Below are 20,921 nucleotides of genomic sequence, written 5' to 3' on the forward strand. Positions count from 1 at the left end.
TAGGGTCTCCGTCAGGCGATCGCCTGCTTCTGCAGGGCAACCAGTTCGGCAATGCCATGGGTGGCAAGGCCGAGCAGGGTCAGCAATTCGTCCTGGCTGAACGGCTTGCCTTCGGCCGTGCCCTGAACCTCGACGATACCGCCTGTGCCGGTCATCACGAAATTGGCGTCGGTCTCGGCGGCCGAATCCTCGAGATAGTCGAGGTCGATGACAGGCTGGTTGGCAAAGATGCCGCAGGAGATCGCCGCGACATGATCCTTCAGGACCCGGTCCGGCTTGATCATGCTGCGTGCTTCCATCCATTTCAGGCAGTCGTGCAAGGCAAGCCAGGCGCCGGTGATCGACGCCGTGCGGGTGCCGCCATCGGCCTGGATGACATCGCAGTCGATCGAGATCTGGCGTTCGCCCAGTGCTTCCAGATCGACGACGGCGCGCAGCGACCGGCCGATCAGGCGCTGGATTTCCTGGGTCCGACCGCCCTGCTTGCCGGCCGAGGCCTCGCGGCGCATGCGCTCGCCGGTGGCGCGCGGCAGCATGCCGTATTCGGCCGTGACCCAGCCCTTGCCGCTGTTGCGCAACCACGGCGGCGATTTTTCCTCAAGGCTTGCCGTGCAGAGCACATGGGTGTCACCGAACTTGACGAGACAGGAACCTTCCGCGTGCTTGGAAAAATTGCGCTCGAACGACACCTTGCGCATTTGGTCGGTTTTTCTGCCGGATGGCCGCATTGTTCTCTCCTCGAAATTGTTACCGCCTTCTAAGGTCGGTCGGCGTGATTTGCAAAGGAAAACCATGGAATGCAGGCGCCGCCGGGCGTTATTGACGAATTTCCCGTTTGTGATCGGCCGGCGAGTGATTATATTCATCTGATCCGAAATCCAACCACCAGTGCGCGCAATGAGTTTTCCGACTATACCGGTCAAAGAGGTCTCGACGGCGCTGGACGATCGCTCGAAGGAGATATTCAGGCGCATCGTTGAGACATATCTGGAATCGGGCGAACCGCTCGGCTCCAGAAACCTGTCGCGCATTCTGCCCATGTCGCTGTCGCCGGCATCGGTGCGCAATGTCATGAGCGACCTCGAAGATCTCGGGCTGATCTATTCTCCCCATATCAGCGCCGGACGCCTGCCGACGCAGCTCGGCCTGCGCTTCTTCGTCGATGCCTTCATGCAGGTCGGCGATCTCTCGGAGGAGGAACGCGGCACGATCGACCGGCATATGCGCGCCGGGCCGGATCAGCCGATGGAAAGCCTGCTGACCGAGGCAAGCCGCATGCTGTCCGGCATGTCGCGTGGCGCGGGGCTGGTGATTGCCGCCAAATCCGATCCGGTCTTGAAACATGTGGAATTCATTCGCCTGGAACCGACCAAGGCGCTGGCCGTTCTGGTCGGCGACCAGAACCAGATCGAAAACCGCATCATCGAGCTGCCGATCGGCATCACCGCCTCGCAATTGACGGAAGCGGCCAACTTCCTCAACGCGCATCTGGCCGGACAGACATTGACCGAAGTGCGCGGCCAGCTTGTGACGCTGCGCCAGCAGGTCGCCGGCGAATTGGACATTCTGTCCCAGGATCTGGTGGAACGCGGTCTGGCCGTCTGGTCGGGCGGTCGCGACGAGGAAAAGCCGACCCGGCTGATCGTCCGGGGCCGGGCGAACCTGCTGGAGGGGCTGGCCGGCGTCGAAGACATTGACCGGCTGCGGCTGCTGTTTGATGATCTGGAACGCAAGGAAAGCCTGATCGAGATATTGAGCCTTGCCGAGAGCGGGCCGGGGGTGCGGATTTTCATCGGTTCGGAGAACAAGCTGTTTTCCCTGTCCGGCTCGTCGCTGATCGTGGCGCCTTACCGGGATGGTGAAGATCGCATCGTCGGCGCCGTCGGCGTGATCGGACCGACCCGCTTGAATTACTCTCGGATCGTGCCGATGGTCGACTATACGGCCCAGTTGATGGCCCGCCTGTCGCGCAATTCCCACTGAGCCACCGGAGCGGCTGTCCCACCCGCATGGAGGCCGTCCGATACGACGGGGAATCGCTGTTCGGGCCTGATCGGTACTGTTCTTTCCACTCAAGCCTTGATTTTTCCACGCCAAACCCTGATATCGGGCTCGGATTGAAACCTTTATTCCGGAGAACGTCATGACCGACGAAACACACAAGAACGGACCTGACGCGGCGGGCTCTGAGAGCCAATCGGCCGACGGGCAGACCATGGACCAGAACGGCGAGACAGCACGGGAGCCGGATCCCCTGGAGGCGATCCAGGCCGAAAACAACGAATTGCGTGACCGCTTTCTGCGGCTGGCTGCGGAGATGGACAATCTGCGTCGTCGTACGGAACGAGAGGTCAAGGACGCCAAGTCCTATGCGGTCACCAATTTCGCCCGTGATATGCTCGCGGTCTCCGATAATCTGCGCCGCGCCATCGATGCCATTCCAGAAGACATGCGGGCGGCAGCCGAGGCCGGTCTCGCCGTGCTGATCGAAGGCGTGGAAATGACCGAGCGCGGCATGCTGTCGACGCTTGAGCGCCATGGCGTGAAGAAGATCGAGCCGGTCGGGCAGAAGTTCGACCCGAATTTCCATCAGGCGATGTTTGAAATTCCAAACCCCGATGTCGCCAACAACACGGTCGTCCAGGTTGTGCAGGCCGGCTACACCATTGGCGATCGGGTTTTGCGGCCCGCCATGGTGGGTGTGGCCAAGGGCGGCCAGAAAAGCGAAGCCAGCGCCGAGCCTGGCACAGTACCGGTCAATGAAAAGGACGCCTGAGGCGTCCTTCTCTAAATCTTTATGAAACGGACGATCAGGCGGCGTTGGACGCCTGGTCTTCATTCAGAAACGCGTAGATTGCCGAAGCCGCGTCGGTCGCTCTGAGCTTGGCAACCAGATCTTGATCCCGCAAGACACGGGCGATCCGCGACAGGGCCTTCAAATGGTCCGCTCCAGCCCCTTCCGGCGCCAGCAGCAGAAACACCAGATCGACCGGTTGCTCGTCAAGCGCTTCGAAATCCACAGGCGTTTCCAGCCGCGCAAAGACGCCGACAATCTTGGCAATGCTGTTGAGCTTGCCATGCGGAATGGCAATGCCGTTGCCCACGCCGGTCGAGCCAAGCCGCTCGCGCTGCAAAATGACGTCGAAAATCTCCCGCTCCGCAATGCCGGTCAGTTTGGAGGCCTTGGCCGCCAACTCCTGCAGCAGTTGCTTTTTGGAGTTTACCCTCAGGGCGGGTACAATCGCGTCTTGCTGCAGCAAATCTGCCAAGGCCATCTTCAAATCCTTCGTGCCGCCGAAACAAGGTTCTGGGGAGCGGCGCTATCGCCGCTCCCCATCATCTCAGCTTTTGATATTGGCGGAATCGATCCAGCCGATATTGCCGTCGTTGCGGCGGTAGACAATGTTCAGCTCTTCATTGCCCGGGCTCCGGAACAGGAGAACGGGCTCGTCGGTCATGTCCAGCGCCATCACGGCGGTCGCCACAGACATGGTCTTTAGCTTCTTCGAGCTTTCCGCCACGATGGTGGGCGCGAAATCCTCGGCAATTTCCTCGTCTTCGTCGGGAACGGCATCCATTACCGTGTAGAAGATCTCGGTATTGTTCGGCAGCGCATTGGCATGATGGTCCTTCAGCTTGCGCTTGTAGCGGCGCAGCCGCTTCTCGACCCTCTCCGCAGCCATGTCGAACGCGGCCTGCGGATCGTTTGCCTCACCGGCAGCGTGCAGATTGACGCCTGTGTCCAGGTGAACCATGCAATCGGCGCCGAAACGCGACGTCGACTTGGTCACGGTCACCTGACTGGAATACCCTCCGTCAAAATACTTGGTGACAGCTGCTTCTATCTGCTCTTCGATCCGCACGCGGAACGAATCGCCGATTTCCATATGTTTGCCGGATACACGCACACTCATGGAGTTTTCCCTTCTTATCGTGATTTGCGAGTATCAGTTTACGTCAAGCGCTGCGCGCATCCAAGCGTTTCAAGCAGCAATGTCTACAAGACCCGAATCCGTCGGTCGGATGTTGGGGATAAGCGGTTTCCATCGAAACCTTCCTGCATAGGTCGCGGCGGGCTTCTAACTCTGGCATGGCCAAAAGTCAACGGCGCGGCTTCGATGTCTGACGTCCGTCTGATGTCTATCCGTCGAAAGCGCGGGCATGGGCCCGCTTTTCCCGCCGCCGCTGCACAGAAGAGGGGATATTCATCGCCTCCCGGTATTTGGCGACGGTACGACGGGCAAGGTCGACCCCGCCACTCTTCAGGCTGTTGACGATGTCGTCGTCGGACAGCACCTCTTCCGGGCTTTCCTGGGCAATCAGCATGCGGATGCGATGACGAACGGCCTCGGCGGAGTGATTGTCGCCGCCTTCGGCCGAGCCGATGGAGACGCTGAAGAAATATTTGAGCTCGAACAGGCCGCGCGGCGTCAGCATGTATTTGTTCGACGTGACGCGGCTGACCGTCGATTCGTGCATCTTGATCGCGTCGGCGACCGTTTTGAGATTGAGTGGCCGCAGATGATCGACGCCATGCAGCAGGAAGGCGTCCTGCTGGCGAATGATCTCGCTGGCCACCTTCATGATCGTCCGGGCCCGCTGGTCGAGGCTGCGGGTCAGCCAGTTGGCGGTCTGCAGGCATTCCGACATGAAGGCTTGGTCGTCGTTACCGCCGGTGCCGCGTTTGGCAATGGCGGCAAAATAGGTCTGATTGACCAGCACGCGCGGCAGGGTTTCGGGGTTCAGCTCGACCAGCCAGCCGCCTTCGGTGGAGGGTCGCACGATAATGTCCGGCACGACGGATTCCAGCACGCTGCTCTCATAGCCGCTGCCCGGCTTCGGATTGAGCTTGCGGATCTCCGAAAGCATGTCGAGCAGGTCTTCTTCATCGACGCCGCAAAGCTTCTTCAGCGTCGCGAAATCGCGTTTGGCGAGCAGTTCCAGGTTGGCGACCAGCGCCGCCATGGCAGGGTCGAGGCGATCCTTCTGTTTCAGCTGGATCGCCAGACATTCGCTGAGGCTGCGGGCAAACACGCCGGCCGGCTCGAAGGTCTGCAACTTGGCCAGCACGCCTTCGACCTCGCCCAGCGTCGTGCCCATGCGCTCGGCCATGTCGGCAAGGTCGGCGCGCAGATAGCCGGCATCGTCCAGCTGATCGATCAGCGCCAGGGCAAGCAGGCGGTCGCGCGGCGTGGTGACCGCAAAGGGCAGCTGCTGATTCAACTGGTCGCGAAGGGTGATCTGGCCGGCGACGAAATCGTCGAGATCGTAGCTGTCTCCGCTTTCGGAAGAACTGCCCGGCATCGATTTCCACTGACCGAGCAGCTCCGGTGCATCGAGGCGCTGGGGCGAACCGTCGTCGGCAAAGGCATTGTCGAAATTGGTGTCGAGGCGATCGTTCAGCGTCCCGCCGTTACCGGACTCGTACCAGTCGCTGTCGAGGCTCTCCCCGCGCCCTTCGAAACCGTCGCCATCGCCGCTCTCCGCCTGAGACGCCTGTTCCGCGTCGGCGCGGCTGTTGTCATTGCCCGTTTCCCCATCATCTGGCGCAATTTCGAGCAGCGGGTTCTTCTCCACTTCCTGCGAAATGAAATGGACAAGCTCGATATGCGTCATCTGCAGCAGCTGGATGGATTGCATCAGCTGCGGAGTCATGACCAAGGACTGGTTCTGGCGTAGGAAAAGATTGGCTGAAAGTGCCATGGCGGACGAGAAACTCCCCTACAATTCCTCTTTGGACCTCTTTTGTTCCGTTTCGTGAAACGCAGAAATCCTAACTGGCCCAAAAATTGCTTTTTTATTTGGTTTGGTCAAGCGGGACTAGAGGAGCGGGCAGATTTTGTTGCGCTGCAAGCGCGTCAGAGGCTGAATTTATCGCCGAGATACAGACGGCGCACATCCGGGTTGTTGACGATGTCATTGGCCCGACCATGGGTCAGAACTTCACCCGCATGGATGATATAGGCCCTGTCGATCAACCCGAGAGTTTCGCGGACATTGTGGTCCGTAATCAAAACCCCGATACCGCGCGCCGTCAAGTGCCGAACCAGATTCTGGATATCGGAAACTGAAATGGGATCGACGCCGGCAAACGGTTCGTCGAGCAGCATGAAGGTCGGATCGGTCGCCAGCGCCCGGGCAATTTCCAGGCGCCGCCGCTCGCCGCCCGAAAGCGCAACGGCCGGCGACTTGCGCAGCTTCTCGATATTGAACTCGTTCAACAACTCGTTCAGCTTGTGTTCGCGCTTGGTCTTGTCACGTTCATGCAGTTCCAGCACAGCGCGAATATTCGCCTCGACCGTCAGCCCGCGGAAGATTGACGCTTCCTGCGGCAGATAGCCAACGCCCAGCCGCGCCCGCCGGTACATCGGCATGGAAGTGACGTCATTGCCATTGATGGCAATCGTCCCGGCATCGACCGGCACCAGGCCGGTGATCATGTAAAAGCAGGTGGTCTTGCCGGCACCGTTCGGCCCGAGCAGTCCAACGGCCTCGCCGCGTCGGACCACCAGCGAAACGCCGTTCACCACGCGCCGCGTATTATAGCTTTTGGTCAGCCCGTGGGCGATCAGCGTGCCCTCGTAGCGGCTCTTGTCGCGCACGGGCTCAGTCAGCGCAGGTTGGCGCGCCAATGACTTCGGGATGATGGATTTGAGAGAGGATATTTTCACGATCTGTTCGGAAACCTATGGTTTCTTGGCGGATTTGGGATCCAGCTGAATCTGCACGCGTCCGCCGCAGCTATCGAGCTTCGCCTCACCGGTGGTCATTTTAACCGTCAGCTTACAGCCGATAAACACATTCTGCCCTTCCGACAGGACGACGCGGTCGCCCTGGAGCGTAAAGACCTGGGCCGCCAGGTTGAATTCGCCGCTGTCGGCGGTGGCCTGTTGCGTTCCGGACGACAGGAACACCTTCTGCGACACGTCGATCTTCTCGATATCCGCATCGCCATTGGTGACCGAGGTGCCTTCACCGCGATAGTAGACCGTCATCAGTCCGGCCTGCAGCGTGGTCGTGCCCTGAACAACCTTCACATTGCCGGTGAAGACCGCAACTTTGTCCTGCTCGCGGATCTCCAGCTGGTCGCTTTCGATCTGGATCGGCTGGTCGTTGGACAGCTTCATGCCGTCCATGTTTTTGCTGGTTGCCTGGGCCATGACCGTTGATGCCAGCCCAAGCGCCAGCCCGCTTGCCGCAAGCAGCGAGAAAGCCCTGTAAAACGATGAACGGCAGATGGTTTTCATGGCGGGCCGGCTCTTCAGTTGTCCGTGTTGCGAATAGCGGATGGTTCGATATTGACGCGAACGGCACCCGCAAAGGTGATGATGCGTCCCTTATCCGTCATCTTGAGAGACTGTGCAACAATCGAAGCTTCTTTGGCGGTAATTGCGATGGGGTCGGTCGTATTCATGGTTCCGCCCTTGATGTCGAGATGGGCGGACTGGAAATGCGCCTCAAGGCCGGTGCTCAATTTGATGACGAAAGGTTCTTCCATGTCGAGCCGATCATTGGCGCGATCGAAGATGCCGCTGGTTGCCTCGATCCGGGCAATGATCTTGTCGTTGACCGGCACGGCAGCCTTGATGGTTTCAAGAGTGATGATGTTGGGGTTCTTGATATCCTGCAGCGCCCGCAGCGCACTCATCGAATAGCTGATACCGTCGGCATTGCGCCCGGAGACGGCCGGCTTCTCCATGACGACCTTGCCGTTTTCGATCCGGGCCGATTCAAGCTTCAGGTTTTCCGGCAGATAGGCGCGGACCACGGAAACCCCGACGAAGGCCAGCGAAATCAGCAGCGCGGCCAAAGGCAAAAGCACTTTCAGCCGGCGCACTCGTCCCGAATGCTCCATGGCCCGCCGGTAAAGATCGCCGGCAGGCGCCGCAATGGCTCCTGCCTTGCTATTGTCCAGGCGGTTCAGCATTCGTTTGGCCTGTTTGAAGTCGGTCCGATCACACTAAGGGTCCGTAAAGAGGAGGCTTCCCATGGTGGGACGTTTCGCATTATTGCCTTGGCTTGCCAATATGGATTTTTTTAGCCGCGATACAAGACGAGGTCGAAAAGAGGCCTTGGCCTGCGTTTATCCCGACTGCCCGGCCGCTACGGCATATTTGATGCGGCGGATTGGCTTAAGCGATTGATTCATTCAAGTGTTTGTGATGTTTTACGCCATGTCGCCGGGCTTGGTCCGGGTCGGGACCTGTTCTTGACGACCTTTTTGGGGTTTGGCACTTTCTACCATCCGACGACAAAGTTTTCAGGGGGCGACCGTGATTAAATCGGAACTGGTGCAGATTGTTGCGGCAAGGAACCCGCACCTCTATCACCGTGACGTTGAAAATATCGTCAATGCCGTTCTCGATGAAATCACCGATGCGCTTGCAGGGGGCAATCGTGTCGAACTGAGAGGTTTTGGTGCCTTCTCGGTCAAGAACCGCCCATCGCGATCGGGGCGCAATCCTCGAACCGGCGAAACCGTCTTCGTCGAGGAAAAATGGGTGCCGTTCTTCAAGACCGGCAAGGAATTGCGCGAGCGCCTGAACCCCGGAATGGATGACGAGGCGGACGAATAAGCCCTGTTTTGACCTGATCCGCGCCACCAGGCATGCGGATGATGATCCGGGCGCGGCAATCCTGCCCTTGATTGCCATGCATTTGCTCCTATTCTGAGGGACAGCAAAGCATGAAGGCGGCCGCTGCGGCCGCGAAGGAGAATGCACGATGATGAAAAAGATCGTCAACCTGGTCATTCTGGTGCCGCTCGGAATTGTCTTGATCGTCCTTTCCGTCGCCAACCGGCAGACCGTCAGCCTGGCGCTCAATCCGTTTCAACCGGGCGACCAGGTTCTTTCGGTCGCAGCACCGTTCTTCGTCTTTCTGTTTCTGGCCTTCCTGCTCGGACTCTTTGCCGGCTCTCTGGCGACCTGGTGGTCGCAGGGCAAATACCGCAAGCGCGCCAAGCGCGAATCGCGCTCCGCCATGCGCTGGCAGGCCGAAGCCGACCAGCACAAGAAGCGTGCCGAACAGATCGCAGGGCAGGGCCTGGCACAACTGCCGTCGAAGTAATTTAGTCTGCCGCGTCCGGATCGCCTGCCGGAAAGCGCTTTTCGCGCTGGCCCGGCAATGCTAAGGGCTGACATCGACGAAAGCCATGGAAAGCCGATCAAGCCGTGAAGAACAAGATACGCCGGTCTCCGCCAAAGGTGACCGAACCCGGAGCCTTAAAGCCGCGCCGCCCTGAAAAGCGTGTCTTTGCGGGCAAGCCCGATGGCGCGCAGCGGCCAGATGGCGCAGAGCGGCCCGATGGTGCAGAGCGGGTTGAGCGCGCTTCGGGGCGAGCCGTCGGTGGGCGTGATGAGCCGGTGAGATCCGCCAAGGCGGAAGCATCCGCGCCGCCACCGGAGCGCCTTGAACTGCGTGCCGGCGAGCGCCCCGGCGAACGGGTGCCGCTCATTCTGGAATCGGCCGGTGCCGGCGATTTCCATCTGATCGACAGCGGTCACGGGCTCAAGCTCGAACAATATGGTCCCTATCGCATCATCCGGCCGGAAGCCCAGGCGCTCTGGCCGCCGGCTTTGCCCGCCCATGTATGGGAGCGGGCCGATGCGGTATTTTCCGGCGATACGGATGAGGAAGGCATGGGCCGCTGGCGCTTTCCGCGCGAGGCGCTGGGCGAAACCTGGCCGCTTGCTCTGCTCGGCGTCGATTTCCTCGGCCGTTTCACCGCCTTTCGCCATGTCGGCGTCTTTCCCGAGCAGATCGCCCATTGGACCTGGATGAAGGAGCGCATAGAAGCGTCCAAGACGCCGCTGAAAGTCCTCAACCTGTTCGGCTATACCGGCGTCGCCTCGTTGATCGCCGCTCGGGCCGGCGCGGAAGTCACCCATGTCGATGCGTCCAAGAAGGCCATCGGCTGGGCCCGCGAAAATCAGGCGCTGAGCCGCATGGACAAGGCGCCGATCCGCTGGATCTGCGACGACGCCATGAAGTTCATCCAGCGTGAGCAGCGCCGCGGCAGCCACTACGACATCATCCTCACCGATCCGCCGAAATTCGGCCGCGGACCGAATGGCGAGGTCTGGCAACTGTTCGACCATCTGCCGGCCATGCTCGACATTTGCCGCGATATCCTGTCACCGAGGGCCGAAGGCCTGGTGCTGACGGCCTATTCCATTCGTGCGAGCTTCTATTCGATCCACGAACTGATGCGCGAGACCATGCGCGGCAAGCGCGGCACCGTGGAATCCGGCGAACTGGTGATCCGGGAGACCGGAGTGGATGGCAAAACGCCCGGCCGGGCGCTTTCGACCTCTCTTTTCAGCCGCTGGGTGCCAAAATGACGGACGATTATCGCGACCACGGACCCCGCCGGGTCGGCCAGGTCAAGGAAGTGACCAGCCTTGCCAATCCGATTGTCAAGGATATCAAGGCGCTGTCGCAGAAAAAGACGCGCGATGAGACCAGAACCTTCATGGCGGAAGGGCTGAAACTGGTCATCGATGCCCTGGAACTCGGCTGGACCATTCGCACCCTGATCTATTCGAAAGCCGCCAAAGGCAAGCCGCTGGTCGAGAAGATCGCCGCCAAGACGGTGGCGTCCGGCGGCCTGGTGCTGGAAGTCAGCGAAAAGGTCATGGCATCGATCACCCGCCGGGAAAATCCGCAGATGGTGGCCGGCGTTTTCGATCAGCGCTGGATGCCGCTGCGTGACGTCAAACTGTCGACCGGCCAGACCTGGATCGCGCTCGATCGGGTGCGTGATCCCGGCAATCTCGGCACGATCATCCGCACCGCCGATGCTGCCGGCGCCTCCGGTGTGATGCTGCTCGGCGACTGTACCGATCCGTTTTCCATGGAAACCGTGCGCGCCACCATGGGCTCGATGTTTGCCCTGCCGCTGGTGAAGGCCACCGTCGCCGAGTTCCTGGCGTGGAAGGCTTCGAGCGGTGCACAGGTGGTCGCCACCCATCTGGCCGGCGCCATTGACTATCGGACAGTCGATTATCGCCGCAAGCCGGTGGTCCTGATGATGGGCAATGAGCAGTCCGGCCTCCCGGAGGAGCTTGCCCGCCAGGCCGATGTGCTGGCCCGCATTCCGCAGTCCGGCCGCGCCGACTCGCTCAATCTGGCGATTGCCACGGGCGTGATGCTGTTCGAGGCGCGCCGCGACCTTTTGAAACTCGACGAGCCGACATGACCGACAGACCTGCGCTTTTCTCCCGCCCCCTGCCGGCCGTGCTGCTGATCCTGGCGGCTCTTCTCGTCGATCAGGCGGTCAAGACGGCGGTGGAAGCCTATCTGCCGATGCACGAGGCCGTGCCGGTGATGCCGATGCTCGCCCTCTACCGCACCCACAATCTCGGCGTGGCCTTTTCCATGCTCTCCGGCATGGATGGCTGGTTCATCGTCGGCATGCGGCTGCTCATCGTCGCCTTCGTGCTCTGGCTCTGGAGTCAGACGGACGCCACCCATCGTTTTGCCCATCTGGGCTATGCGATGATCATTGCCGGGGCGATCGGCAATCTGGTCGACCGTTTCGTTTACGGACATGTGATCGACTACGTGCTGTTCTACACTCAGACATGGTCTTTTGCCGTGTTCAATCTCGCCGATAGCCTGATCACCCTGGGTGCAGGCCTCATTCTCCTCAACGAGATCCTCGGGAAGAGACAGCCAAAACCGTAAAACTTGAGCATTTTGGCACACGTTCTCGAAATCAGCTGTCTGATACTGTCCACCAATGGCTACGCGTGCGCGACTGCAGAAATGGCTGAGATTTGTCCCCGGCCTTGCGTTCGGATGGGACATGATGGCCGCTGCGCGGCCGCCGGCACAGCGCGGCGGCGGTGAGGATGCGGTTGAACTTCTAGCCCGCGCCGAACGGGTCAATGCCGCCAAGACTCGCCTGCTGGCGACCGTCAGTCACGAGATGCGCACGCCGCTGAACGGTATTCTCGGCATGAGCCACCTGCTGGAGCGAACCAGCCTGACCGCCGAGCAGAAGAACTATCTGGCCGGTATCGTGCAATCGGGCGAAGCCCTGCAGCAGCTGGTGGCCGATCTGCTCGATTTTTCCACCCTCGATGCCGGGCGTTTTTCCCTTCACAAGGAAATCGTCAGCCCAAGGCGGCTGGTGGAGAGCGTCATCGAGATGCTGGCGCATCGCGCCCATGAAAAAGGCGTGGAGATTGCCGCAACGATCAGTGCCGATGTTCCTGATATGCTCGATGTCGATGCGGCCCGCCTTCGCCAGGTTCTGTTCAATGTCATCGGCAATGCGGTCAAGTTCACGGCAAAGGGCGGCGTGCTTGTTAGTGCCTGCCTGGATGGCGATGCGCTTCTCATCCAGATCCGCGACAGCGGGCCTGGCATGGACAGCGAAGAGCAGTCGCGCCTGTTTCTCGAATTCTCCCAGTCCGGCGATTCCACGCAGAAGAGCGGCGGCACGGGTCTCGGCCTGGCGATCTCCGAACGGCTGATGCGCGCCCAGGGCGGATCGCTCTCTCTGGCTCACAGCCGCCGGGGCGAGGGCAGTATCTTCGAGATCCGCTTGCCGACCGGCAAGCATGACGACGGCGGATTTTTCGAACGCTGCATGGCCTTGACGCGCTCTGCCGTCCTGCTGCTGGCCCCGGATGGACCTTCCGCCGAAGCAACGGCGGCCACCATCCGTGCACTCGGCGGCGTATGCCGCCACGCCATGGATGCCGGCTCAGTGCTGGCCGCCATCGACAGGGCAGCCGATGAAGCGCGGCCGTTTACCGACATCATCGTCGATCACCGTTGCGTCGGCGAATTCAGCAGGGATGTCGCGGCGCGGCTGGACCGCTACGGGCCGGTTCGCAAGATCTATCTGGTCAGCCCCGAGGAACGCTCGGGACGGCCGCATCCGGGCTTTGATGCCTGGCTTATCCGGCCGCTGCGGGAGCAGACCCTTGTCGATGTTCTGCTGGGTGTCATGCGGGGCGTAGAAGTTCGCGAACCGCCTCAGGCGCCGTCTGTGCAATCCGACGAGCCAGCCCCGACGGAGGGCCTGCATGGCAAGGCGCTTCGTGTTCTGATGGCCGAGGATGACCCCATCAATGCGACGCTGCTGCTGGCCGTGCTGAGCAAGGCCGGCCACAAGGTCGTGGCGGTCACCGATTTCGATGCCCTGCGCCGCGCGGTCTCGGCGGAGGACGGCGTCAGTTTCGATCTTGTTATCACCGATCTCGGCATGCCGGGCGGTGATGGGCCGGCCGTTATCCGCTATATCCGCATGGTCGAGCAATTGCGGCGCCAGAGCCGCACGCCGGTCATCGTTCTGACCGGCGACAGCCGCGACCATATCCGCACCGAGGTGCTTGCCAACGGCGCCGACCTCGTGCTGGAAAAGCCGGTCAAGCCCAATCGCTTGCTGAAGGAGGTCCAGACTTTGGCGTCCTTTCAGTCGAAAGCGTCACAAACCGGCTGATCTGGGCTGGCAAGTGCTGCCCGGATGTGACAAATGCTGTCACGATCCTGTCGTACATCCATGGTTTATGGCCTTAACCTGAACAGGTTCCGGACGAATCGCCATGACACTTGAATTGTTAGAACGCTCTGGCCTGCTTGACGGCAATAAGGCCTCGCCGCGCGCTCCGAGCGCGGAGAACAGCGACATCCTCGGCCGGATCGGCACACTGGAAACCCGGCTTGCCCGCACCCAAAGCGAAGTTGATGCGGCCCAGTCGGTGCGGTTTCGGGTCTTCGTCGAAGAGATGAAGGCCCAGCTGGCGCCGGACGCCATGCGTTGTAAGCGCGATATCGATGGCTGGGATGCGATCTGCGATCATCTTCTCGTACTCGACCGCGCCATCGAGGGCGATCCGGAAGACCAGATCGTCGGCACCTATCGCCTGCTGCGCCATGATGTGGCGCTGGCCAATGGCGGTTATTACTCGTCTTCGGAATTCGCGATCGGTGATCTGCTCGCCCGCCACCCCGACAAGCGCTTCATGGAACTCGGTCGCTCCTGCGTGCTGCCGGAATATCGCACCAAGCGGACCCTGGAACTGTTGTGGCAGGGCAATTGGGCCTATGCGCTGCGGCACGGTGTCGATGCCATGTTCGGCTGCGGCTCGTTTCCCGGCGTTCGCCCGGAGGCCCATGCCCTGGCGCTGTCTTTCCTGCACAACAATTCCCTGGCGCAGGGTGACTGGGCCGTCGAGGCCCGCCCCGAACTGTTCCGCACCATGGATCTGATGCCGGAGGAAGCGATCAGCGCCCGCAAGGCACTGTCGGCCATGCCGCCGCTGATCAAGGGCTATCTGCGCGTCGGCGCCATGGTCGGCTCCGGGGCCGTCGTCGATCATGCCTTCAACACCACCGACGTGCTGATCATCCTGCCGATCACCAGCATTTCGGATCGCTATCTCAACTATTACGGCGCTGACGCCGGCCGCTTCGCCAGCTGATTTTCTTCCGTCCAGTCCTCAGCCCGCCCTCTGTTCGTGAGTTGGCGGGTTCTTTTTGACGGGTACCTCCCGTTCGGGCTCGGCGAGGAAACAGCGCGGCTCCATCGGCAGATCGGCCAGCTCGCGCTCCGTCATCACCCTCAAGGCCGGATGGCTGAGCGGATCCCGTCGCCAGACGTCGTCGCCTTGCGAAATACGGTCACCCCGATGGCGAGCCTTGCTCCAGAAAAACTTGAACATGGATCCGTGCCTTTCTCGTGACGGATGCTATCCTGCCGTTTGCAGAGATTAATCCTTGGCGCACGGTCGCTCTTCCGGGACCAGTCTTCAATTGAGATGTGCACGCATTTGCTATAGAGAAACTATATGCAAAACCTCAATCTCGTGCATCTGAACGGCCTGCGCGCCGTCGAAGCGGTGGGCCGGCTTGGATCGCTCCAGGCCGCTGCCGCAGAGCTGGGCGTGTCGATCGGCGCCGTCAGCCAACAGGTCATCAAGTCGGAACAGCAGCTTGGCCGCCAGCTGTTCGAGCGCACGCCGAAGGGCATGGTGGCAACCGAGGTCGGGCAGGTCATTCTCACCCGGCTTGGCGAAGGCTTCCGGCTCGTGTCGAGCGCGGTGGCCGCGGCCCATCGGCGCGACGAGAATGTGCTGACCATTTCGGTGGCCCCTGTCTTCGCCGCCCGCTGGCTGGTCAACCGTCTTGGCAGTTTCTCCGAACGCTGCCCGGATATCAGCCTCCGGATCGACGCATCCTCCAACCTGACCGATCCGGCAACATCGGATGTCGATCTGTGCATTCGTGTCGGACGGGGTAAATGGCCGGGCGTTCGCTCCGAACTTCTGCTGGAACAGTTGGTCTTTCCGGTCTGCACGCCGGCGCTTGCCGCGCGACTGAAAGAGCCGGCCGATCTCTTGGACCTGCCGGTCATCCGCGACGGCAGGGCGATGTTCTCCTGGGATGTCTGGCTGCGGGACGTGGGCCTTGCCGGCCGGCCGGTGGAAAGCCGGCACGTCTTCAACGAGGCATCGCTTTGCCTGGATGCCGCAATCTCCGGTCAGGGTGTCATGCTCGCCTGGCAGACATTGGCCTCCCATGCCATCCAGGCCGGACAATTGGTCGTGCCCTTCGGCCCCTGGGCAGAGACCGGCGACGGACATTATTTCGTCACGGCCGAAAATGCCCGCCGCAGCGAGCGCATCGACGCGTTCAAGCGCTGGCTGCGCGAAGAGCTTAGCGCCGACATGGCCAAGTTGAAGCAGGTGGTGGCGACCGGATGCGAGCAGCCGCCGTGGCAGCCCGCATCCGACTGAGCTATTCGCCGGCGTTATAGGCGGCAATCGTCGCCATGTTGACGATATCGGTATCCTTGGCGCCCATCTGGGCGATCTGCACCGACTTGTCGAGGCCGACCAGCAGGGGACCGATCACGGTCGAGCCGCCGAGTTCCTGCAGCATCTTGGTGGAAATCGAGGCCGAGTGGAAGGCCGGCATGACCAGCACATTGGCCGTGCCCGACAGGCGGCAGAACGGATATTGCTCCATGCGATGCACGTTGAGCGCCACATCCGCGCCCATCTCGCCGTCATATTCGAAATCGACCTGGCGGTTGTCGAGGATCTTCACCGCCTCGCGTAGCCGCTCGGAGCGCTCTCCCGTCGGATGACCGAAGGTCGAATAGGCCAGGAGCGCCACGCGCGGCTCATAGCCCATGCGCCGGGCAAGACCGGCAGCGCCCTCGGCAATATCGGCCAGTTCTTCCGCCGTCGGCATGTCGTGCACGGCCGTATCGGCCACCAGCACGGTGCGGCCGCGCGACAGCACCAGCGATACGCCGATCACCCGATGGCCGGGTTTTGCGTCGATGCAGCGGCGCACGTCTTCCAGAGCGGTGGAATAATTGCGCGTTGTGCCCGTCACCATGGCATCGGCATCGCCGAGCGCCACCATGCAGGCCGCGAAATGGTTGCGGTCTGTGTTGATCAGCCGCTGGCAGTCGCGATGCAGGTAACCCTTGCGCTGCAGACGGGCGTAGAGATAGTCCGTATAGGCCTCGACACGGGTCGACACGCGGGCATTGACCAGTTCGATGCCGGGACGGTCGAGGTCGATTCCGGCGCGCTCGGCGGTCGCCTTCAGCGGTTCGTCGCGACCCAGCAGAATGGCGGTGCCAAGCCCCTGGGTGGCAAACGAGATGGCCGCCCGCATCACCTGTTCTTCCTCGCCCTCGGCAAAGACCACGCGCTTGGGATGGGTCTTGACCCGCTCATAGAGCCGCTGCGTCGTCGCCGCGATCGGGTCGCGCCGGGCAGACAACTCGCGGGCATAGGCGTCGAGATCGGGGATCGCCTTGCGGGCCACGCCGCTCTCCATGGCAGCCTTGGCCACGGCCACCGGAATGGCCGAGATCAGCCTGGGATCGAAGGGTACGGGAATGATGTATTGCGGCCCGAAGCGCGGCCGGTTGCCCTGATAGGCCGCCACCACGTCGTCCGGCACGTCTTCGCGGGCAAGGCTTGCCAGCGCCTGCGCCGCAGCGCTCTTCATCGCCTCGTTGATCGACGAGGCCCGCACGTCGAGAGCGCCACGGAAGATATAGGGAAAGCCCAGCACATTGTTGACCTGGTTCGGATAATCCGACCGCCCGGTTGCCATGATCGCATCGCTGCGGATCTGCGCGACCTCTTCCGGCGTGATTTCCGGGTCGGGATTGGCCATCGCGAAGATGATCGGATTGGGCGCCAGCGAGCGGATCATCTCGGCGCTGAAGGCGCCTTTCTGCGACAGGCCGAGCACGACGTCTGCTCCGGCCATGGCCTCCGCCAGGCTGCGGCGGTCGGTCCTGGCCGCATGCGCCGATTTCCACTGGTTCATGCCCTCGGTGCGGCCCTGGTAGATGACGCCCTTGGTGTCGCAGAGAATGATGTTCTCATGGGGAAAACCCATGCTCTTGATCAGTTCGATGCAGGCGATCGCCGCAGCACCGGCGCCGTTGCAGACCAGCTTGGTGGTCTTGAAATCGCGCCCGGTCAGTTCAAGCGCATTGATCAATCCGGCGGCGGCAATGATCGCGGTGCCATGCTGGTCGTCGTGGAAGACCGGAATGTCCATCAGTTCGCGCAGGCGCTGCTCGATGATGAAGCAGTCCGGCGCCTTGATGTCTTCCAGATTGATGCCGCCGAACGAGGGGCCGAGATAGCGCACGCAATTGATGAATTCCTCGACATTCTCGGTATCGACTTCAAGGTCGATGCTGTCCACGTCGGCAAAGCGCTTGAAGAGCACAGCCTTGCCCTCCATCACGGGCTTGGAGGCCAGCGCGCCCAAGTTGCCGAGGCCGAGAATCGCCGTGCCGTTGGAGATGACGGCCACCATGTTGCCGCGCGTCGTGTAGTCGTAGGCCGTGGCCGGATCGGCGGCGATCGCCTTGACCGGCACCGCGACGCCGGGCGAATAGGCAAGCGACAGGTCGCGCTGCGTGGCCATGGCCTTGGTGGGGGTGATCTCCAGCTTGCCGGGGCGTCCCTGCGAATGGAAATCGAGCGCTTCCTGCTCGGTGACGGACGTGCGCGTCCGCTCGGCTTTGTCCTTGATCGGCATGTTTCCTCAAACCTAGTTGTGGGCAGCCATGCGTGTGGCAGCCCTTTGTTATTGTCTTTGGCGCGTTGACGTCGTTAGTGTTGCACGACTTTTCGCCCAAGAAAATATGAGGATCGTGACAATCGAAAACGCGCCTGCTGCCGAGGTTTTGAACGTCGCCGAACTCGCGTCGGAGGAGAGCCGTGCCTCCGCCACGCCGATGATGGAGCAGTATATCGAGATCAAGGCGAACAATCCCGGTTCGCTGCTGTTCTATCGCATGGGTGATTTCTACGAGCTGTTCTTCGAGGATGCCGTCGAGGCGTCGCGCGCGCTCGGCATCACGCTGACCAAGCGGGGCCAGCATATGGGCCAGGAAATCCCCATGTGCGGCGTGCCGGTGCATGCCTCCGACGACTATTTGCAGCGGCTGATCGGGCTCGGTTTCCGCGTCGCCGTGTGCGAGCAGATCGAGGACCCGGCGGAAGCCAAGCGGCGCGGCTCCAAATCGGTGGTCAAGCGCGATGTCGTGCGGCTGGTGACGCCCGGCACAATCACCGAGGAAAAGCTGCTTTCGCCATCCGAATCCAACTATCTGATGGCGCTGGCCCGCGTGCGTGGCGGTTCAGAGCCGCAGCTGGCGCTGGCCTGGATCGACATTTCCACCGGCGTTTTCCGGCTGGCCGAGACGGATGCCGCGCGGCTGCTCGCCGATATTTCGCGCATCGAGCCGAGCGAACTGATCGTCGCCGACGCGCTGTTCCAGGATCCCGAGATTCGCCCGGTCTTTGACGTGCTAGGCCGTGTCGTCGTGCCGCAGCCGGCCGTGCTGTTCGACAGTGCCGCGGCGGAAGGCCGGATCACCCGCTATTTCGGCGTGAAGACGCTCGACGGTTTCGGAAGCTTTTCCCGCGCCGAAATGGCCGCGGCCGCCGCCGCCGTCGCCTATGTCGAAAAGACCCAGTTCGCCGAGCGCCCACCGCTTGGCCTTCCCGAGCGCCAGTCGGCGTCCTCGACTCTCTTCATCGATGCGGCGACGCGGGCCAATCTGGAACTGGTCAAGACATTGTCGGGCAGCCGCGACGGCGCGCTGCTGAAAGTCATCGACCGCACCGTGACCGGCGGCGGCGCGCGGCTGCTCGCCGAGCGGCTGATGTCACCGCTGACCGATCCGGAGGCGATCGCCGACCGGCAGGATGCCATCGCCTTTCTGCTGTCGGAACCGTCGTTGGCCGATCGTCTGCGTGCAGTCCTGAAGCGCGCGCCTGACATGCCGCGGGCCTTGTCGCGGCTGGCGCTCGACCGTGGTGGCCCGCGCGACTTGCTTGCCATCCGCCAGGGACTGGCGACAGCCAGGGATATCGGTGTGCTGTTCCAGAATGTCGATCTGCCGGCAGAGTTGCGCGCCGCCGCGTCGGAGCTCCAGGCCTTGCCAGATCCGCTGGAGGCCATGCTGACAAACCTGCTGGCCGACGAATTGCCCTTGCTGAAGCGCGACGGCGGTTTTCTGCGCGATGGTGCGGATGCGGATCTGGACGAGGTACGGGCGCTGCGCGACCAGTCGCGCCGCGTCATTGCCGGCCTGCAGCTGCAATATTGCGAAGAGACCGGCATCAAGTCGCTGAAGATCAAGCACAACAATGTGCTCGGCTATTTCATCGAGGTGACGGCCAGCAATGCCGGGCCGATGATTGACACCGACGCCGCCAAGGCCCGCTACATCCATCGCCAGTCCATGGCCAATGCCATGCGCTTCACCACCACCGAGCTGGCCGATCTCGAAAGCCGCATCGCCAATGCGGCGGCCCGGGCGCTTGAAATCGAGCTGAAGGCCTTCGCGCGCATGGTGGAAGCTGTCGTGACGGAGGCTGAGGCGATCAAGGCCGCCGCGCGGGCGCTGGCCGCCATCGATGTCGCGGTGGGTCTCGCAACGCTTGCCGAAGAGCAGGGCTATTGCCGGCCGATCGTCGACGACAGCCGTATGTTTTCGATTGTCGCCGGCCGCCATCCGGTCGTCGAGCAGGCACTGCGCCGCCAGTCCTCCGGTCCGTTCATCGCCAACAATTGCGATCTGTCGCCAACCGATGGGGCGGCCGACGGGGCGATCTGGCTGCTGACCGGCCCCAACATGGGCGGTAAATCGACCTTTCTGCGACAGAATGCGCTGATCGCCATTCTCGCCCAGATGGGTTCCTTCGTGCCGGCCGGATCGGCCCATATCGGCATTGTCGACCGGCTGTTCTCGCGCGTCGGCGCATCCGACGACCTGGCCCGCGGCCGCTCCACCTTCATGGTCGAGATGGTCGAAACGGCGGCAATCCTCAACCAGGCCGGCGACCGCTCCCTGGTCATCCTCGACGAAATCGGCCGCGGCACGGCAACCTTCGACGGCCTGTCGATCGCCTGGGCCACGGTCGAGCACCTGCATCAGGTCAATCGCTGCCGCTCGCTGTTTGCCACCCATTTCCACGAGCTGACCGTCCTGTCGGAAAAGCTCGATCGCCTTTCCAATGTCACAATGCGGGTCAAGGAATGGGACAATGACGTGATCTTTCTGCACGAGGTAGGCCCCGGCGCTGCCGACCGGTCCTACGGCATCCAGGTGGCGCGTCTGGCCGGGCTGCCGTCTTCGGTTGTCCTGCGCGCCAAGGATGTGCTGTCGCGACTGGAAGATGCTGACCGGAAGAACCCGGCAAGCCAGCTGATCGACGACCTGCCGCTGTTCCAGATCGCGGTGCGTCGGGAAGAAGCCCGCAAGGCCGGCCCGTCGAAGGTCGAGGAAGCGGTTCGGGCATTGGACCTTGACGATCTGACGCCGCGTCAGGCGCTTGATGCGCTCTATGACCTGAAGAAACAACTTGGCAAGTCTTGATGGCTAAGATGGTTGTCGAGCGCGCTTGAAA

General features: G+C 61.9%; 21 protein-coding genes. 12 read left to right on the forward strand and 9 right to left on the reverse strand.

The window, feature by feature from the left end:
• Nucleotides 1–11: 11 nt before the first annotated feature.
• Entirely contained in the window at nt 12–728 is a 717-nt protein-coding gene (rph, locus tag HGO38_RS03655; protein WP_250954579.1) for a ribonuclease PH, read from the reverse strand.
• Nucleotides 729–897: 169 nt separating this feature from the next.
• Here rph and hrcA point away from each other — a divergent pair, with 169 nt between their 5' ends.
• Both hrcA and grpE read left to right on the forward strand, forming a co-directional pair.
• The gene (hrcA, locus tag HGO38_RS03660; protein WP_250954580.1) at nt 898–1,983 is read left to right on the forward strand and encodes a heat-inducible transcriptional repressor HrcA; all 1,086 of its coding nucleotides are present in this window, start codon (nt 898–900) and stop codon (nt 1,981–1,983) included.
• 160 nt (nt 1,984–2,143) lie between these two features.
• Nucleotides 2,144–2,776, forward strand: a complete 633-nt coding sequence (gene grpE / locus HGO38_RS03665) for a nucleotide exchange factor GrpE (protein ID WP_250954581.1) — start codon at nt 2,144–2,146, stop codon at nt 2,774–2,776.
• Nucleotides 2,777–2,810: 34 nt separating this feature from the next.
• On the opposite strand, the gene ptsN is transcribed toward grpE, so the two are convergent.
• The 6 genes from ptsN to lptC form a co-directional block, all read right to left on the reverse strand.
• Nucleotides 2,811–3,275: a PTS IIA-like nitrogen regulatory protein PtsN gene (gene ptsN, locus HGO38_RS03670; protein ID WP_250954582.1), complete on the reverse strand. Its 465-nt coding sequence runs from the start codon at nt 3,273–3,275 to the stop codon at nt 2,811–2,813.
• Between the two features lie 66 nt (nt 3,276–3,341).
• The gene (gene hpf / locus HGO38_RS03675; protein ID WP_250954583.1) at nt 3,342–3,914 is read right to left on the reverse strand and encodes a ribosome hibernation-promoting factor, HPF/YfiA family; all 573 of its coding nucleotides are present in this window, start codon (nt 3,912–3,914) and stop codon (nt 3,342–3,344) included.
• A gap of 226 nt (nt 3,915–4,140) precedes the next feature.
• On the reverse strand, nt 4,141–5,703 hold the full coding sequence (gene rpoN / locus HGO38_RS03680) for an RNA polymerase factor sigma-54 (RefSeq protein ID WP_250954584.1): 1,563 nt from the start codon (nt 5,701–5,703) through the stop codon (nt 4,141–4,143).
• Between the two features lie 155 nt (nt 5,704–5,858).
• On the reverse strand, nt 5,859–6,632 hold the full coding sequence (gene lptB, locus HGO38_RS03685) for an LPS export ABC transporter ATP-binding protein (RefSeq protein WP_250954974.1): 774 nt from the start codon (nt 6,630–6,632) through the stop codon (nt 5,859–5,861).
• A gap of 54 nt (nt 6,633–6,686) precedes the next feature.
• Entirely contained in the window at nt 6,687–7,247 is a 561-nt protein-coding gene (locus HGO38_RS03690) for an LptA/OstA family protein (protein WP_250954585.1), read from the reverse strand.
• A 14-nt stretch (nt 7,248–7,261) separates the two neighbouring features.
• Complete coding sequence (lptC, locus tag HGO38_RS03695; RefSeq protein ID WP_250954586.1) at nt 7,262–7,927, reverse strand: LPS export ABC transporter periplasmic protein LptC; 666 nt, start codon at nt 7,925–7,927, stop codon at nt 7,262–7,264.
• A 61-nt stretch (nt 7,928–7,988) separates the two neighbouring features.
• Between lptC and HGO38_RS03700 the strand changes: the two genes are divergently transcribed.
• The 8 genes from HGO38_RS03700 to olsB all read left to right on the forward strand — a co-directional run bounded on the left by HGO38_RS03700 (nt 7,989) and on the right by olsB (nt 14,438).
• Nucleotides 7,989–8,144, forward strand: a complete 156-nt coding sequence (locus tag HGO38_RS03700; protein WP_250954587.1) for a hypothetical protein — start codon at nt 7,989–7,991, stop codon at nt 8,142–8,144.
• A 129-nt stretch (nt 8,145–8,273) separates the two neighbouring features.
• Complete coding sequence (locus HGO38_RS03705) at nt 8,274–8,576, forward strand: integration host factor subunit beta (RefSeq protein ID WP_250954588.1); 303 nt, start codon at nt 8,274–8,276, stop codon at nt 8,574–8,576.
• 148 nt (nt 8,577–8,724) lie between these two features.
• The gene (locus HGO38_RS03710) at nt 8,725–9,069 is read left to right on the forward strand and encodes a lipopolysaccharide assembly protein LapA domain-containing protein (protein WP_250954589.1); all 345 of its coding nucleotides are present in this window, start codon (nt 8,725–8,727) and stop codon (nt 9,067–9,069) included.
• A gap of 104 nt (nt 9,070–9,173) precedes the next feature.
• Nucleotides 9,174–10,343, forward strand: coding sequence for a class I SAM-dependent methyltransferase (locus HGO38_RS03715; RefSeq protein ID WP_250954590.1), 1,170 nt, complete (start codon nt 9,174–9,176; stop codon nt 10,341–10,343).
• The gene (locus HGO38_RS03720; protein ID WP_250954591.1) at nt 10,340–11,200 is read left to right on the forward strand and encodes a TrmH family RNA methyltransferase; all 861 of its coding nucleotides are present in this window, start codon (nt 10,340–10,342) and stop codon (nt 11,198–11,200) included. Before HGO38_RS03715 ends, HGO38_RS03720 begins: the two co-directional genes overlap by 4 nt.
• Complete coding sequence (gene lspA, locus HGO38_RS03725; protein WP_250954592.1) at nt 11,197–11,688, forward strand: signal peptidase II; 492 nt, start codon at nt 11,197–11,199, stop codon at nt 11,686–11,688. Before HGO38_RS03720 ends, lspA begins: the two co-directional genes overlap by 4 nt.
• Nucleotides 11,689–11,809: 121 nt before the next feature.
• A complete protein-coding gene (locus HGO38_RS03730; RefSeq protein WP_250954593.1) occupies nt 11,810–13,456 on the forward strand; it encodes a hybrid sensor histidine kinase/response regulator in 1,647 nt (548 codons plus the stop codon).
• A gap of 103 nt (nt 13,457–13,559) precedes the next feature.
• Nucleotides 13,560–14,438, forward strand: coding sequence for a l-ornithine N(alpha)-acyltransferase (gene olsB / locus HGO38_RS03735; RefSeq protein WP_250954594.1), 879 nt, complete (start codon nt 13,560–13,562; stop codon nt 14,436–14,438).
• 18 nt (nt 14,439–14,456) lie between these two features.
• On the opposite strand, the gene HGO38_RS03740 is transcribed toward olsB, so the two are convergent.
• The gene (locus HGO38_RS03740; RefSeq protein WP_250954595.1) at nt 14,457–14,678 is read right to left on the reverse strand and encodes a hypothetical protein; all 222 of its coding nucleotides are present in this window, start codon (nt 14,676–14,678) and stop codon (nt 14,457–14,459) included.
• A 126-nt stretch (nt 14,679–14,804) separates the two neighbouring features.
• Here HGO38_RS03740 and HGO38_RS03745 point away from each other — a divergent pair, with 126 nt between their 5' ends.
• Nucleotides 14,805–15,752 (forward strand): LysR substrate-binding domain-containing protein, encoded by a 948-nt coding sequence (locus HGO38_RS03745; RefSeq protein WP_250954596.1) that lies wholly within the window; start codon nt 14,805–14,807, stop codon nt 15,750–15,752.
• Nucleotide 15,753: 1 nt separating this feature from the next.
• Here HGO38_RS03745 and HGO38_RS03750 read toward each other — a convergent pair whose 3' ends face one another.
• Complete coding sequence (locus HGO38_RS03750) at nt 15,754–18,039, reverse strand: NADP-dependent malic enzyme (protein WP_250954597.1); 2,286 nt, start codon at nt 18,037–18,039, stop codon at nt 15,754–15,756.
• Between the two features lie 199 nt (nt 18,040–18,238).
• Between HGO38_RS03750 and mutS the strand changes: the two genes are divergently transcribed.
• Complete coding sequence (mutS, locus tag HGO38_RS03755; RefSeq protein WP_502941500.1) at nt 18,239–20,890, forward strand: DNA mismatch repair protein MutS; 2,652 nt, start codon at nt 18,239–18,241, stop codon at nt 20,888–20,890.
• Nucleotides 20,891–20,921 lie beyond the last annotated feature (31 nt).

The sequence above is a fragment of the Rhizobium sp. CG5 genome, from assembly GCF_023701945.1.
Taxonomy (GTDB): domain Bacteria; phylum Pseudomonadota; class Alphaproteobacteria; order Rhizobiales; family Rhizobiaceae; genus Allorhizobium.

What these genes read in the sequence shown, in the direction of transcription:
- rph (WP_250954579.1), bottom strand. Translation starts at nt 728, where the DNA reads ATGCGGCCATCCGGCAGAAAAACCGACCAAATGCGCAAGGTGTCGTTC.
- hrcA (WP_250954580.1), top strand. Translation starts at nt 898, where the DNA reads ATGAGTTTTCCGACTATACCGGTCAAAGAGGTCTCGACGGCGCTGGAC.
- grpE (WP_250954581.1), top strand. Translation starts at nt 2,144, where the DNA reads ATGACCGACGAAACACACAAGAACGGACCTGACGCGGCGGGCTCTGAG.
- ptsN (WP_250954582.1), bottom strand. Translation starts at nt 3,275, where the DNA reads ATGGCCTTGGCAGATTTGCTGCAGCAAGACGCGATTGTACCCGCCCTG.
- hpf (WP_250954583.1), bottom strand. Translation starts at nt 3,914, where the DNA reads ATGAGTGTGCGTGTATCCGGCAAACATATGGAAATCGGCGATTCGTTC.
- rpoN (WP_250954584.1), bottom strand. Translation starts at nt 5,703, where the DNA reads ATGGCACTTTCAGCCAATCTTTTCCTACGCCAGAACCAGTCCTTGGTC.
- HGO38_RS03690 (WP_250954585.1), bottom strand. Translation starts at nt 7,247, where the DNA reads ATGAAAACCATCTGCCGTTCATCGTTTTACAGGGCTTTCTCGCTGCTT.
- lptC (WP_250954586.1), bottom strand. Translation starts at nt 7,927, where the DNA reads ATGCTGAACCGCCTGGACAATAGCAAGGCAGGAGCCATTGCGGCGCCT.
- HGO38_RS03700 (WP_250954587.1), top strand. Translation starts at nt 7,989, where the DNA reads ATGGTGGGACGTTTCGCATTATTGCCTTGGCTTGCCAATATGGATTTT.
- HGO38_RS03710 (WP_250954589.1), top strand. Translation starts at nt 8,725, where the DNA reads ATGATGAAAAAGATCGTCAACCTGGTCATTCTGGTGCCGCTCGGAATT.
- HGO38_RS03720 (WP_250954591.1), top strand. Translation starts at nt 10,340, where the DNA reads ATGACGGACGATTATCGCGACCACGGACCCCGCCGGGTCGGCCAGGTC.
- lspA (WP_250954592.1), top strand. Translation starts at nt 11,197, where the DNA reads ATGACCGACAGACCTGCGCTTTTCTCCCGCCCCCTGCCGGCCGTGCTG.
- HGO38_RS03730 (WP_250954593.1), top strand. Translation starts at nt 11,810, where the DNA reads ATGATGGCCGCTGCGCGGCCGCCGGCACAGCGCGGCGGCGGTGAGGAT.
- olsB (WP_250954594.1), top strand. Translation starts at nt 13,560, where the DNA reads ATGACACTTGAATTGTTAGAACGCTCTGGCCTGCTTGACGGCAATAAG.
- HGO38_RS03740 (WP_250954595.1), bottom strand. Translation starts at nt 14,678, where the DNA reads ATGTTCAAGTTTTTCTGGAGCAAGGCTCGCCATCGGGGTGACCGTATT.
- HGO38_RS03745 (WP_250954596.1), top strand. Translation starts at nt 14,805, where the DNA reads ATGCAAAACCTCAATCTCGTGCATCTGAACGGCCTGCGCGCCGTCGAA.
- HGO38_RS03750 (WP_250954597.1), bottom strand. Translation starts at nt 18,039, where the DNA reads ATGCCGATCAAGGACAAAGCCGAGCGGACGCGCACGTCCGTCACCGAG.
- mutS (WP_502941500.1), top strand. Translation starts at nt 18,239, where the DNA reads ATGATGGAGCAGTATATCGAGATCAAGGCGAACAATCCCGGTTCGCTG.